11 protein-coding genes and 2 pseudogenes are annotated in these 14,736 nt (G+C 41.4%); 2 read left to right on the top strand and 11 right to left on the bottom strand.

The genetic code is table 11. The features are described 5' to 3' along the window. Nucleotides 1–56 precede the first annotated feature (56 nt). The 4 genes from ACRQ5D_RS13300 to ACRQ5D_RS13285 all read right to left on the bottom strand — a co-directional run bounded on the left by ACRQ5D_RS13300 (nt 57) and on the right by ACRQ5D_RS13285 (nt 5,056). Nucleotides 57–2,519: a TonB-dependent receptor gene (locus tag ACRQ5D_RS13300; RefSeq protein ID WP_091173880.1), complete on the bottom strand. Its 2,463-nt coding sequence runs from the start codon at nt 2,517–2,519 to the stop codon at nt 57–59. Nucleotides 2,520–2,661: 142 nt separating this feature from the next. After that, entirely contained in the window at nt 2,662–3,087 is a 426-nt protein-coding gene (locus ACRQ5D_RS13295) for a hypothetical protein (protein WP_091173884.1), read from the bottom strand. Between the two features lie 98 nt (nt 3,088–3,185). Continuing rightward, entirely contained in the window at nt 3,186–3,779 is a 594-nt protein-coding gene (locus ACRQ5D_RS13290) for a CocE/NonD family hydrolase (protein WP_432329764.1), read from the bottom strand. Nucleotides 3,780–3,799: 20 nt separating this feature from the next. Then, a complete protein-coding gene (locus tag ACRQ5D_RS13285; protein WP_432329197.1) occupies nt 3,800–5,056 on the bottom strand; it encodes a CocE/NonD family hydrolase in 1,257 nt (418 codons plus the stop codon). A 389-nt stretch (nt 5,057–5,445) separates the two neighbouring features. Here ACRQ5D_RS13285 and ACRQ5D_RS13280 point away from each other — a divergent pair, with 389 nt between their 5' ends. Next, the gene (locus tag ACRQ5D_RS13280) at nt 5,446–6,675 is read left to right on the top strand and encodes an endo-beta-N-acetylglucosaminidase H (RefSeq protein WP_091174101.1); all 1,230 of its coding nucleotides are present in this window, start codon (nt 5,446–5,448) and stop codon (nt 6,673–6,675) included. Nucleotides 6,676–6,713: 38 nt separating this feature from the next. Here ACRQ5D_RS13280 and ACRQ5D_RS13275 read toward each other — a convergent pair whose 3' ends face one another. The 4 genes and pseudogenes from ACRQ5D_RS13275 to ACRQ5D_RS13260 all read right to left on the bottom strand — a co-directional run bounded on the left by ACRQ5D_RS13275 (nt 6,714) and on the right by ACRQ5D_RS13260 (nt 10,810). After that, complete coding sequence (locus ACRQ5D_RS13275; RefSeq protein ID WP_432329195.1) at nt 6,714–7,148, bottom strand: GNAT family N-acetyltransferase; 435 nt, start codon at nt 7,146–7,148, stop codon at nt 6,714–6,716. Nucleotides 7,149–7,238: 90 nt separating this feature from the next. Beyond that, nucleotides 7,239–8,953, bottom strand: a pseudogene (locus ACRQ5D_RS13270) (GMC oxidoreductase). Between the two features lie 131 nt (nt 8,954–9,084). After that, a pseudogene (locus tag ACRQ5D_RS13265) lies at nt 9,085–10,274 on the bottom strand (phosphoglycerate kinase). Between the two features lie 101 nt (nt 10,275–10,375). Continuing rightward, entirely contained in the window at nt 10,376–10,810 is a 435-nt protein-coding gene (locus ACRQ5D_RS13260) for a GNAT family N-acetyltransferase (protein ID WP_432329193.1), read from the bottom strand. Between the two features lie 192 nt (nt 10,811–11,002). Between ACRQ5D_RS13260 and ACRQ5D_RS13255 the strand changes: the two genes are divergently transcribed. Next, a complete protein-coding gene (locus ACRQ5D_RS13255) occupies nt 11,003–11,620 on the top strand; it encodes a hypothetical protein (RefSeq protein WP_091173901.1) in 618 nt (205 codons plus the stop codon). Between the two features lie 14 nt (nt 11,621–11,634). On the opposite strand, the gene gap is transcribed toward ACRQ5D_RS13255, so the two are convergent. The 3 genes from gap to ACRQ5D_RS13240 all read right to left on the bottom strand — a co-directional run bounded on the left by gap (nt 11,635) and on the right by ACRQ5D_RS13240 (nt 14,649). Continuing rightward, complete coding sequence (gene gap / locus ACRQ5D_RS13250) at nt 11,635–12,642, bottom strand: type I glyceraldehyde-3-phosphate dehydrogenase (protein WP_091173903.1); 1,008 nt, start codon at nt 12,640–12,642, stop codon at nt 11,635–11,637. Between the two features lie 92 nt (nt 12,643–12,734). Next, nucleotides 12,735–13,832, bottom strand: coding sequence for an MraY family glycosyltransferase (locus tag ACRQ5D_RS13245; RefSeq protein WP_091173907.1), 1,098 nt, complete (start codon nt 13,830–13,832; stop codon nt 12,735–12,737). 79 nt (nt 13,833–13,911) lie between these two features. Continuing rightward, nucleotides 13,912–14,649, bottom strand: coding sequence for a glycosyltransferase family 2 protein (locus ACRQ5D_RS13240; RefSeq protein WP_223266186.1), 738 nt, complete (start codon nt 14,647–14,649; stop codon nt 13,912–13,914). Nucleotides 14,650–14,736: the final 87 nt, after the last annotated feature.

Genomic DNA, 14,736 nt, shown 5'->3' with positions numbered 1-14,736 from the left:
CGGTTGTAATAAGCATAAAAACCGGGTATGGAAACATACCCGGTTAGTTTAATCAATTAAAATTTATAACTCAATGTGGTCAGGAACTGCCTTGGCGGTATGGGGTTTATGCTATAGTTTTCGTGCACATTGTAATTAAGCACATTACCAATGTTAGAGATCTTACCAATGATGGACATCTTTTTATAGGTATAACCTACCGAAGCATCAATCGTTGTAAAGCCTGGCACATTAACCAACCTTGATATAGTTTGGGTTTGACCAACTGTATTGGCATTACCCGCAACACGATCGCCCAGGTAATAAACAGACGCACCTACTTTGAATCCCTTTAAATCGCCATTGTAAAAGGTATAAAATATGCTGGTGTTAGCCGTATGCTTTGGTGTATTCAACAATGGCTGGCCTGCTATATTGCTGCCAATTGCAGTTCCTGTTTTAGTGTATTTGGCGTTGGTATAGCTGTAGCCTGCCAATACATCCAATCCTTTTACCGGGTGACCGGCAATATCAAGTTCCACACCATCGCTTCTTGTTTCGCCGCCCAGCACTTTGATATTGGTATTGATGTTTGGCGTAACACCGTCGGCCTGAAATGGTGCTGTTTGGGCCAGGTTATTATTTTTAATGCGATAAGCGGTTACGTTTACCGACAGGTTACCGTTCAGGAAATCATTTTTAACACCGACTTCATACTGGTCAACAATAGAAGGATCAAGCGGGCTGCCGTTAATATCGGACCCCGTATTCGTGATGAAAGAATTGGAATAGCTTGCAAACAAGGCAGTATTGGCTATTGGCTTATAAACTACACCCACACGAGGTGAAAACGCTTTATCTTCTTTCCCGGCTGCCTGGGTTGCGGTAGCAAGTGTATTATAATTGCTAACCGATGTTGGTGATACATATTGATATGACCAGCGGATCCCGGCAAGTACTTTAACTTTTTCAGACAAACTAATAAGGTCATTAGCATAAGCGCCAAATCGATTGGTAGGCGTCAAGATGCTATAAAACGGGGTCATCTGCGGTTTATCAGTACGGAGCGTGTATTTATCCAGGTCGAAAATATTGATCTTATCATAAATAGCATTTTGCGCGGCGCCGTTTTGGTCAAGATAGCTTGATACTTTATTTACGGTAGCAACGTAGGTATAGGCATTATTACGATACCAATCTGCATCAACGCCGGCCAAAATATTATGCTTAATGACGCCGGTATTAAATTGGCCTGTAATATTAAATTGCCCTGTGTAATAATCTTCAAGCGTCCTGGCTCTGTTCAGGGTACGGCCCCAGTCGCCATTGGCATCTGGTAATACACGCTCGGTAGTTTGGTATGAGCGGTTAAAATGTTGGTATGAAAAACCGCCGCTTAACTTCCAAAGGCTATTGAGCTGATGATTGATAGTTGCTGTGGCTGTAGTTTGTTTGGTATTACCTGTTGACCATGACGCACCCAAATACCGGTTACGAGGAACGTTGGCAATAACGTTATTGATTTGCCCGGTTCCGAAATCGGGGGTAAAATCATAGTTAAGATAATCACCTTCAACAATTAAGGTTGTTTTATCACTTATTTTATATAGGAACGACGGGTTAATATACTCCCTTTCTGATTTTACATTATCGCGGTAACTTTTAGCATTTTCATAGGTACCATTTACGCGATAAGCTAATTTGGAAGATATAGGGCCGTAAACATCAAACGACGGGCGGTAAAGATCATAGCTGCCATAGGTCATTGATACCTGGCCACCCTGCGTAAATAAAGGCTTTTTAGTTACCATATTCAGGATGCCTCCGGGCGCAACGTTTCCGTATAACAACGCGGCACTGCCTTTCAATATTTCAACACGTTCCAGTGAACTGATCTCCGGCACAACGCCCGAGTTAACCCTGAATCCGTTTTTAAAAATGTTATTGCTTCCAAAATTATAACCACGGGCGCCAAATGTTTCCTGGGTATTGCCACGGCCGCTATAAAGGTACACGCCGTTCACATTTTTGATAACATCACTTAAACGTAATGATTGTTGCTGATCAAGCACATCGCGGCCTATTACAGTAACGCTTTGTGGCAGGTCCATTGGCGATACGTTCATTTTGCCGATGGTTAACTTTTTACGGTTGATGGTTTTGGTTGAAGAAACTACAACCTCGTCTAACTGGGCCGAGCTTTCATTAAGCTTAAAGGATACAACCGTTGTTTTATTTGCGGAAACTGTCACGGTTTGCTCTTCGGTTTTTGTACCAACGTATGAAGTAACCAGGGTGTAGGTACCCGGTTTAACATTATGAAAAGCAAATGATCCGTTATCGGTAGTGGTAGTACTTTTGTTTAACCCTTTAATGGCAACATTTACAAAAGACGCCGGTTTATCATCGCTGGTTTTAACAACACCGGTTATTTTACCATTGTTGCCTTCATCATCAGCTTTCAGGATTAATGTATTTGCAAACAGGAATAAAATTAAAAATGGGATGGTGCGCAGGTAATAGTATAGGTTGCTTGTCATTCTATTTAGATTAAGTCTAATTAAGCGCAAAAGTATAAAAAGACTTTTTATCTGCAAGCTTTATTTATAATTAGTTTAAATAAGCGCAAGCGTAAAGGCCGCAATTTCCACTTGCAGTCTTTTATCGTAGGAAAAAAATGTATTAGTTAAACACTATAGTACCCGGACCAGATACTTTAGCTATATGGCAATTACATCCACCCGAAATTTTAAACAGCGCGGTTTGAGTGCCACCTGTTTGGATATTGGTTACAGTAAGCTCCACATCATCGCCTTCGGTCGAGAACTCATTTTTATTATTATCTGTAGCGATGGTGTACAAATGCGGGCCTACAGTTGTTGAAGGAGGGCCCGGGTTTCCTTTAGCTATTATGGTTTGTTTGGTACGTAAGTTTACAACCTTTACATCTTTTCCAAATGCCATTTGACCATCCTTATCAACAAAATTCACATATAGCGATGCGAAATTCAGCGTGCAGGCCTGGCTTGGACAGCCGGTTTGCTGATTATGTTTTTTACAGCCCAATAATACTGAAGCTATCATAAAAAGGATGATGTATTTATACATGGTTATAGGTTTAATTACTAACCGTTACGACATCATGATATAAAATGCGACAGCCCCATGTAAATACATGAGGCTGCCGTGCTTAGATTGCATGTATTTTATTCAACAACCCTAACCTTTAAATAACTTGGATTAGCTTTTGAGGTATAAACCTTATGTGTGGCTTTTTTAAAGTCGGTATCTTTAGCTTTCATGATATCCTGAAACTGCTGTGTATTTCTGTCGATAAGCGGGAACCATGTGCTTTGTACCTGAACCATCATACGGTGCCCTTTTTTGAAGGTGTGCAGCACATCCTGCAGTTCAAAATTAACCGGGGTTACTTTACCAGGCACAAAAGACTCTGGCTTATCAAAACCATTACGAAATTTACCCCGCATAGCCTCGCTGCGTATCATTTGCTGATAACCGCTCAGGTATACGTCTTTACCTGCCCATTTGGTGTTTTTGGTAGAATCAGGATAAACATCAATCACTTTAACCACCCAATCGGCATCGGTGCCGGTAGTTGATACTTTAAGATTGGCCCAGATATTACCGGCAATAGTTACATCATTATCTAAAATATCAGTTTCATAAGTAAGCACGTCCGGGCGTTGCGATGCAAAACGCTGATCAGCGGTCATGTATTCGCGTTTCATGTCCATATCAATGCTGTTGATAAACGGCACCGGCTTATTCGGGTCAGATATAAATTCGTCATGGCTATCGGCTACGCCTGTTGGAGCGGTAAATGATAGTTTTCCGCCCGGTAGCAGGTACAGGTTTTTTCTGCCGATTCTTTCGGAGGCCAGGTATTATAGGTTTTCCACTCGTTAACACCGGTTTCGAAGGTAGATACCGGCTTCAGGTCGAAATCAGCAGTACCCTTTAAATAATGACTAAAAAACGCAAACTCAATTTTTTCGCGATAAAACGGGCCTGTAGAACCGCCGAAGCCAACATCACCTAAATGATCTCCTTCACCACGTGCCCAACCGCCGTGTACCCATGGCCCCATGGCAAAGTAAACCGGGGTTTTAGGATTTTCTTTTACCAGGGTTTTATAGGTATTGATAGCCCCGTATAAATCTTCAGCATCGTACCAGCCACCGGTTACCAGTACCGCTGTTTTTATATCATGCAGATGATAAAGCACATTACGATCCTTCCAATGCTGGTCATAATTAGGGTGATCAAGCATTTCGTTCCATAAACGGATAGTATCCTTATAGTATTTAGTGTTTGAGTTTTTTACCGAACCCATCTTCAGGAAAAAATTATACCCATCCTCTGTGCCGGCATCAAATCTTCCACCGCGGCGCTGGGTTGGTTTATCATCCTGCCTGTTGGTAAAGCCTGGGTAAAAACCAAAGTTGGCAACCAGCATGAACGCGCCATTATGAAAAGCATCATCGCGGTACAAGTCGGCAATTGGCGCCTGCGGCGATGCAGCTACCAGGGCCGGGTGACGGCTTAACAAGGCTGTTGTGGTATAAAAGCCCGGATAGGAAATGCCCCATACCCCAACCTTGCCATTGTTATTGGGGATGTTTTTCAGTAACCAGTCGATAGTATCGTAAGTATCCGTGCCTTCATCAACATCTTTATTGGTTTTATGATTTTCCTTTTCGGGGGTCATTTCTTCGTAAATACCTTCACTCATCCAACGGCCACGTACATCCTGGTAAACAAAGATGTACCCGTCGTGAGCGAATAATGAGGATGGACCAAGGCTGCCTTTATACAGTTCCGTACCATAGGGCGCCACGCTATAAGGGGTCCTGTCCATCATGAAAGGATATTTTTTTGACTGGTCCTTAGGTACATATACCGAGGTAAACAGCTTTTTACCATCCCTCATTGGGATCTGGTATTCATATTTCTGGTAATTGGCTTTAATATAATCAGCATCGGGCGCTTTGGGCTGCGCATACAGGCCTGATGCCGAAAGCAAAAGGCAGAAAATGAAAAGTAAATTTTTCTTCATAAAATTTTTGTCAGTCAATCAAATGTAACCGAATAAAATAAAAAGGGCAACTAACGATATGGCTATTTACAAAAAGCCTCTTTTTTGTTACAGAACAAAGGTTTTTATTATAATTAAAATCAAGCACAATAAGCACCTTTATTAACCATAATAATATTTTTATAAAATAATAATTAAAACCTGTAGGCAATTATACTCGTTTAATGGTCTATTACTTTGAACCAAATAATACCGGAGTGAGGACCTAAGCGCCCGGCAACCTAAAATATTTAAACAGTTTTTTAAGAGATAGTGACTATCCCCTGGCTATGCCATGGGCCGGCTTTACGCAAACCAGTTATGCTAAAACAATTTATCTTTTTATAAACAATTTAACAAACACACCAATTATGAGAACAAACCTTAATCTGCCACTTACAAAAACACTAACCGCCTTATTCGGCGCAGTTGTACTGCTCACATCCGCCTGTAAAAAGGAAAAAGCTGCACTGCCTACCGATACCGGCAACACTCCGTCAAAGTTAAGCACCAACGCCATAGGCGTGGCCGGGCCTAAGGGTGTTTGCTATGTGGAGGTAAATAATAATGATATCCGCAATGTGGGTAACTACACCCTATCAACCGGGGAGCAGCTTTTTGATATTGCTATTATATTTGCGGCCAACATCAACTATGACACCGGCGCGCAAAAAGCAGTGTTGTACTTTAACCCGCAGGTAACCAACGTACTCAACAATAAAGCTACTTACATTCAAAGCCTGCAGGCTAAAGGTATTAAGGTATTGTTATCTATTTTGGGCAATCACCAGGGCGCGGGGATCTCTAATTTTCCTTCTCAGGCTGCCGCAAATGATTTTGCTCAGCAATTAAGCAACGCCGTTACCACTTACGGACTGGATGGTATTGACTTTGACGATGAATATGCCGATTATGGCACCAATGGTACCGGCCAGCCAAATGACAGCTCATTTGTTTACCTCGTTACTGCCCTGCGTAACCTGATGCCTACCAAAATAATTTCATTTTATTTTTATGGCCCGGCAGCGTCACGGCTGAGTTACAATGGAGTAACGGTAGGCTCAAAAGTTAACTATAGCTGGAACGCTATTTATGGCACTTATTCTGTTCCAAACGTTCCGGGACTCACCGCCGCCAACCTTGGCCCGGCCGCTATTGATATTCAAAGCACCAGTTCATCAACCGCTGCGTCGCTGGCAACCCAAACCGTAAATAATAATTATGGTATTTATCTGTATTACAATTTGCCTAATAGCGACGTTCATACTTACCTTTCGAGTGTATCAAACGCGTTATACGGCAAATCTACAGTATATACGGGAACCAGTACTACGGGGGTAACTTTTTACCAGGACATCAATTACGGAGGCACAGTTACCAGCGCCATACCTAAGGGCACTTATACCCTGGCACAACTGCAGGCTTATGGCTTTGTAGATAACTGGGCTTCATCGGTAAAAATCCCAACCGGCTGGACAGTGACCATGTATGCAAACGATAACTCTACGGGCACATCATGGACACGGACATCGAACACATCTAATTTTACCACCCTATCACCAAATGCAAACGACGTGGTGACTTCGGTTAAAATTCAATAAAACAAACGGGGCGGGATATTTTGATGTCCCGCCCGCTCTTATTCATTCTTCATTAAAAAATAATCACCTAAAGCATCACTGCCTTCTTCCATAATTTCCCAACCCAATGCTTGATAAAACTGAAACGCCGCTTCATTTTTAACAAGACACTTTAACCTAAGCGGAGAGGGATAATTTTGAGCAGCCAAAGCCAACAGGGCTTTTCCGATACCTTTTCCTCTGTATGCAACGTGCACATATAAATGATGAACAAAAGCATCAGGAGGCCATACAGCCATAAACCCAACTGTCTCATTATCGCAGGTTGCTACCCATATATCCTCATCGTGCGTATGAGCATCAAAATCATTTAATGTAAACAAATTGCTGTCCATCCAATGAAATGCCTGTATGCGACAAAGCAGGTAGATTTCCCTAAGCTTATCACGATCTGCTTTATTAATTGGATGGATAAGTACGTTAGTTGATTTCAATGCAGTTACGATACGATTCATTAATCGTTTGACTTTGCGGTTGCAAACAGTTCCTTTAAATTATCATTTTCGAAAACAATCGAAGCAAAATTATATATTGTTTTTCCGCAATTCATCTGCCGCGTAATTTGCCGCCCTTGCAGTTAGGGCCATGAAAGTTAAAGATGGGTTTTGAGTACCGGTAGATGTCATACAAGCACCATCGGTTACAAATACATTGGGGCATGCATGCAATTGGTTCCATTTATTTAGCAATGAGTTTTTAGGATCGGTTCCCATCCTCACTCCTCCCACCTCGTGGATATCTAAACCAGGCGCCTGCTTGCTATCGTTAGGGACGATGTTTTTACATCCCGCCTTATTAAGCATCTCGGCACCCTGCTGCAAAAAATCGTTCAGGGATTTTACATCGTTATCATCATAATCTACAGAAACGGATAATAATGGTATTCCCCATTCATCTGTTCGGTCTTTACTCAGGCTCACCTTGTTTTCGGCCTTGGGGATGGTTTCGCCCTGCATCATCATATATACATTCCAGTTGCCCGGTTCAGAGATATTTTCCTTATAGTTAGCCCCAATCTGATCGCCATCAACAGCATGCCCCCAATTGCTCCTTGTAGCACTATAAAACGTCATATACCCTCTTAAAAAGTCGGTTTCTTGTTTATAAACGTTTCTAAAATTTGGCATCATCACCGCAGCCGGTCTTCGGCCATAGTAATAGGTATCCAGGTAGCCATCAATGGTTGCCGTTAACGATCCGCGATAATTATGAAATGCAATATACCTGCCAAGCAAATCATTATCGTTTCCTAAACCGTTTGGAAACCTGCCTGATTTTGAATTGAGTAAAATAAGGTTAGAGTTTAACGTAGCTGCGTTTACAAAAATAATGCGGGCATAATATTCGGTAACCGATTTATTGTGTGCATCTATTACCCTAACGCCTGTCGCCTTCCCTTTTTGTTCGTCGTAAATAATTGAATGTACTACGGCATCGGGCCGGAGGGTAAGATTCCCCGTTTTGGCCGCCCACGGCAAGGTTGATGAATTAGAGCTAAAGTACCCCCCAAACGGACAGCCGCGTTCACATAAGCTCCTGGCCTGGCATTGCCCCCGGCCCTGTTGTAAATGAATTGGTTGAGGTTGGGTTAAATGTGCGCACCTGCCGATAACAACATGCCTGTCCTTATAAGCATCCATGATACCTTTTTGAATGTGTTTTTCAACTACATTCATTTCCCATGGCGGTAAAAACTCGCCATCCGGCAGCGTTTCCAATCCATCCTTGTTACCGGCTATGCCAGCAAATAACTCTACATGACTATACCATGGTGCAATATCGTTGTAACTTATAGGCCATGCTGTAGCAAAGCCATCTCTTGCCGGGCCTTCAAAATCAAAACTGCTCCAGCGCTGGGTTTGCCTGGCCCATAACAACGACTTACCTCCCACCTGGTACCCGCGGATCCAATCGAACGGCTTTTCCTGAACATACGGGTGTTCTTTATCTTTAACAAAAAAATGAGTTGTAGCCTCGCTAAATGCGTAACATTTTTCGGCAATCGGATTTTCGCTTTTTATACTATTAGGTAAATGTCCCCGATGGGGAAATCCCAAGGATTTTTAGTTGCGGTTGGATAATCTTTTAAATGAGTAACATTCCGGCCACGTTCCAGCACCAACGTTTTCAGCCCTTTTTCGCACAGCTCTTTGGCAGCCCATCCGCCGCTGATGCCCGATCCAATCACAATGGCGTCAAACGTGTGTTGAGCCTCTCCTCCGGAATTAATGTTAATCATATTTAATAATTGGCTTAAATGCAAAAATCGATTTGAAGTTAAGATAATTATCAGGGAATAAATTGATCGGCAATGGCTTTAAACAAAAAAAGCTCCGTCACCGGGGCTTTTCTTGTTTGTTTTAGTTCTTATTAGTCGTTGATTGCTTTTACACCTGGCAATTCTTTACCTTCCATGTATTCAAGCAAGGCGCCACCACCGGTTGATACGTAGCTTACTTCGTCGGTCATGCCAAATTTGGCTACCGCAGCGGCAGAATCACCACCACCTATAAGCGAGAAGGCACCGTTTTCAGTAGCTTTGGCCACAGCTTCAGCAATGGCTTTGGTTCCGCCTAAAAATTTCTCCATTTCAAAAACCCCCATCGGTCCGTTCCATAAAATGGTTTTTGATTCTTCAACTACCTTGCTAAATAAAGCAACCGTTTCCGGGCCGATATCAAGCCCCATCCAGTTATCTTTTATTTCGCCGGTTTTGGCAACATCCGTGTTAGCATCATTTGAAAATGCATCGGCAATGATGTTATCTAAAGGCAATAACAGGTTTACACCTTTTTCTTTAGCTTTTTGCCTTAGGCTGATTGCCAGATCAAGCTTGTCCATCTCAACCAGTGAGGTACCAATGTTACCACCATCAGCTTTAGCAAATGTATAAGCCATACCACCACCAATAATCAGGTTATCTACTTTTTCCAGCAGTTTTTCGATAAGCTCAATTTTATCCGATACTTTTGAACCGCCCATAATAGCTGTGAAAGGCTTTGGTGCGTTGTTCAGGATTTTTTCGGCGTTGTTTAATTCGGCTGCCATCAGGTAACCAAAATATTTGGCATCAGGAAAAAACTGAGCGATGATAGCAGTTGAAGCATGCGCGCGATGAGCGGTACCAAAAGCATCGTTCACGTATACATCACCTAATTTCGAAAGCTTTTCTGCAAAGGCAACTTCACCTTTTTCCTCTTCTTTATAAAAACGCAGGTTCTCTAATAATAAAACCTCGCCGTTACCAAGCGCTTTTGCTTTTTCAACAGCTTGCTCACCAATGCAATCATCAGCAAACTGAACCTGCTGACCAAGCAGATCAGACAAATGAGATACGATATGTTTTAATGAATATTTTTCTGTAGGACCATCTTTCGGTCTGCCAAGGTGCGACATCAGGATAACTTTGCCGCCATCTTTCAATATTTTTTTATGGTTGGCAAAGCTGCCGTCATGCGGTTATCGTCGGTAATATTGTAATTCTCGTCAAGAGGCACGTTAAAATCAACCCTGATGAGGGCTTTTTTACCTGCAAAACTAATTTGATCTACTGTTTTCATATCTATTAAAGGGTCATTTGTTATGAACGGGCGCAAATTGAGCATTTTAATTCAAAATACTTAACGAAAAACGAAAAAAGCTGTTTCAATCCGCCAAAATTTCATCTTATTTTAACATACATTACATGGTGGGGACCAATGCCCGGAACCTCAAATTCAGGCGAAACTATTTCGAAACCAAGGCCGCTGTAAAAGCGCACCGCTTTTATACGGGCGTTGCACCACAGGTAATCTGCCATTTGACCGCGCAGGTAAACTAGGGCAAAGTTAACTAACTGGTTGCCGAAACCTTGGCCCCGGTATTTCTCGGTTGTTGCCATGCCCCGTAGCCGGTATCCGATACCGCTAAATTCGCCATAGTTTTGCGGGTGAAACGAAGCTATACAGGCCAGTTCATCATCAACAAAATAACCAAGGTGAAAATTCCCTTCATTATTATCTGACGGAAAACGACATTCATCCGGGCTGAGCCTGCCTTCGCGCAGCACTTCATTACGCACATTCAGCAACTCATCAACTTTTATAAACCTGATCATGCTGCAAAATTGGAAAAATTCCCGGAATGGGGAATTTTAATCCCATCAAATTAATAACCACAAGTTAATGTTTCGTTCTGTTACAAGCCAATCCCAACTATCAATTAAATACGTTTTCGTATTACTCACTATTAAACAAATAAGGAGTAAGGCACAGTTGTTGCCAAAAGAGAAGAAAATACTGAATACACAATGAAAAAATATTTTACCTGCATACTTATCGCAACTGCACTTTTAGGCTGTAAAAAAACAGATATTGTTTCTGAAGTAATTAAAGGATCAACCGGAACAAACACGGGCACCAATACAGATATAAGCACCGGCACAACAACAGCTTCAATAAAGCTTGACATTGCCGACCAGGTTGTAAACACGAAAGTGAGTAATGACACGCTTTATTTAAATTATACCGAAACTGCCAATTTGGTATTAAACCCTGATGATTATCAAAAATCATCTGCGGTACATTTTAAAGAAGACTTTTCAAAATCAAACCTCGCTAATTTCAATTTTACCGCCGTCAATAAGGATAATCAAACAGCAACAAATTATCTTGATGATAACCTGAACAACGTTGCCATTAAATCAGCCTCTACATTAACTATCGATGGCAAACAGTACACTAAACTGGTATTGGAACGAGCTATAGTATTTTCAAAGGCATATAAACAGCATGATCTTGCTGTTGAAGCTCAGAATGATATTTTAAAGCAAACAAAAGATGTGATTAGCTTTGCCACATATTATTATACTAACGGCAAAAATTCAGATACCATATCAACAACAGCAACTGTAGTATATAGAAAATAATTGGTACAGCCGGCTTAGGCCGGCTGTTTTTTAAGTTCGGCTATTCGTACTACCAAATCGGCCAGCCGGCTGCTGTATCCCATTTCATTATCATACCAGCCAACAACTTTTACAAGGCCACCCACTATTGATGTTAGTTGGGCGTCAAAAATGCAGCTGTGCGGATTATCCAATATGTCGGTTGATACAATAGGGTCTTCCGTATATTCCAGTACATTTTTCATTGGCCCGTTTGCAGCTTGTTTAAATGCTTCGTTAATTTGAACTATGGTTGGTTGCTTTTTGAGACTGCAGGTAAAATCAGTTAATGAACCGTTAAGTACCGGTACACGAATTCCTGCTCCGCCCAAACGGCCGTCCAAATGAGGGAATATAGCTGTTATTGCTTTAGCAGCACCCGTAGTGGTGGGTATAATAGAAGCCGATGCGGCCCTTGCCCGCCTAAGATCTTTATGAGGTGCATCATGCAGGTTTTGATCGCCGGTCATGGAGTGAACGGTGGTTATGTAACCATCAATGATGCCCCAGTTTTCATCTAATATTTTTACCATAGCGGCAACATTATTAGTTGTACATGATGCGTTTGACAGCACAGGAGATTGCAGGTCAACCTCCCGGTCGTTTACGCCAAGCACTACAGTTGGTACATTTTTATCGGTTGATGGTGCAGATATGATAACCTGCCGTGCCCCGGCGGTTAAATGCGCCTCAGCACCGCCCCTGGAAGTGAATTTACCTGTAGATTCTACTACGACATCAATATCCAGAGCCTTCCAGGGCAGGTTAAAAGGATCGCGTTCGGCAAATACCCGTATACGCTTACCGTTAATAACTAGACTGTTATCATCAAAACTCACCGTACCCTTAAACCCCCGATGAACAGAGTCATACTTAAATAAATGCGCGAGGGTTTGCGTGTCGGTAAGATCATTTATAGCTACCACCTCTATATCGGGATGCAATAAAATATTCCTTAAAAATACGCGACCAATCCGTCCAAACCCGTTTATAGCTATCTTCATGGTGTGCTGATAAATAAAGCATCAAAGTTAATGAAGATGAATGGTTAATTTGTTTATTTACGGTATTACTACTTGCAGGTTACAATTGGTTATTAGTCGCTAAAATTCCGGACTACCAGGGCTTCGCCTTTTTTTGAACGGATAAAATAAGTGATCATCCCGTTAAAAGATATCGACAATAAAAATATAAAGGCAATAAGCCAGGAGTTATTTAAATTATTAAACACCAGTACCATTACTATCGAAACAAGGTTCAGGCATCCTAAAACAAAAGTAGTTTGCAGATGCGTTAAACCCATTTTTAACATACGGTGGTGGATATGGTTGCGGTCTGCATCGAAAGGGGATTTTTTGTTTAAGATCCGGATAGTAAAAACCCTGAGCGTATCAAAAACAGGACCTATAAGTACCGCTACAATTAAAGCCGGAGCAGTATATATAAAAGGCAATTTAACAGTCGAAACCTTGCTCAATTCAATAAATCGAATGGCCATTACTGCAGATACCAGGCCAATAAGGAGGGCACCGGTATCGCCCATAAATATTTTGGCGGGGGTTATGTTAAAACGCAAAAAACCAGCCACCGCTCCAACTATAGCAAGCGAAATTGCCGCAAGCTCATATTCGTTCATATAAATAAAAAGTGCCGCAAAAGTGCTATTAGCAATAATACCCGTGGTTGCAGCCAGGCCATCTATACCATCAATAAGATTAAAAGAATTGATGATGAGCATAATAACCAGTATTGACAACATTACGCTGGGTATATATGGCAAGGCCGTAATATTAAAAACGCCATACATACTGCTGATCCTGATATCTCCGGGGATAACAAGTATGGCAGCAACCACAAACTGGATCATGAACTTAGTGCTTGAATTAACCCCCGAAAGATCATCCTTTAACCCCATGGCAAACAAAATTATACATGCGGTAAGCAGGTAACTAACGGGCAACGACTTATCGATAAACAGCAAAACTGTAATAGTAAAGCTTACAAAAATAGCAACGCCTCCCAAGCGGGGAATACCATGATCATGCTGTTTTCTGAAATGTCCAACATCGTCATATAAATGGCGGGCACGTGCAACATGTAATATTGAAGGGATACACAATAATGTTATAAGGGTTGAAAATACAACTATTAGCACATTATAAACAAAATGATAAGAGCGTAGAAATTCAAGCATATGCTATAAATATGTTAGTGACCGGCTTATTCATTTATAAGTACTTGTACGAAGTGCAATGCAAAAAGTTAACTAAAAATTAAAGAAATTGAAAAATCTTTCTTACGGGTTTCAGCACAATTGCCAAAACGGGTAAAAACACATTATTTTTACGCATTGCTTTCAAATCAAATGACCACGCCTTAAACCTGTTCATTAAATTGCTGTTGCTTATACCCCCTACCTGCATTTTAACCATAACTTTGTTAAGATAAAAGCTCCTTACCTGCCACTTATGCAGAAACCTCGCCATTAATTCATAATCGCCTGCAGAACCGTATTCAAGGCTGTAAAAACCGTATTTATCAAACAAGATGCGCTTACAGTAAAAGGTAGGATGTGGGGGCATAAAACCACGGTTAAAGGAATTTTTTCCACATTTGTGACTTTTCCATTTACGGGTGATTTTACCTACAGAATTTATATAATCAAGGTTTCCGTAAACGATCCCGGCTGCGCTGTCTGAAAAAGCCTGCGCTACTGCTGATATAACTTCCTGATTAGCAAAAAAATCGTCGGCGTTAAGCGTACCAACTATTTCGCCTGTTGCTAAACGGATCCCCTTATTGACTGCATCATAAATGCCCTGGTCAGGCTCAGATATCAAAACTTTGATGTGCGATTTATATTGGTTAATTATTTGCAGGGAACTATCTGTTGAGCCGCCATCAATTATAATATACTCAATGTTGTTGTAATTCTGGCCGATAACAGATTCGATACATCTTTTAATAGTATCCTGAGCATTGTAAACAACAGTAATAACCGAGATCTTCAACCTTGCAACTTTGGGAAAAACACAACGTATTAATACCCCGAAATTATGTAATTTTGACTTTGAAGCCTAATTATCTTAAATATAACT

This window comes from Mucilaginibacter sp. P25 (genome assembly GCF_050859465.1).
GTDB lineage: Bacteria > Bacteroidota > Bacteroidia > Sphingobacteriales > Sphingobacteriaceae > Mucilaginibacter > Mucilaginibacter gossypii.
This window is presented reverse-complemented; position numbering and strand designations above follow the sequence as displayed.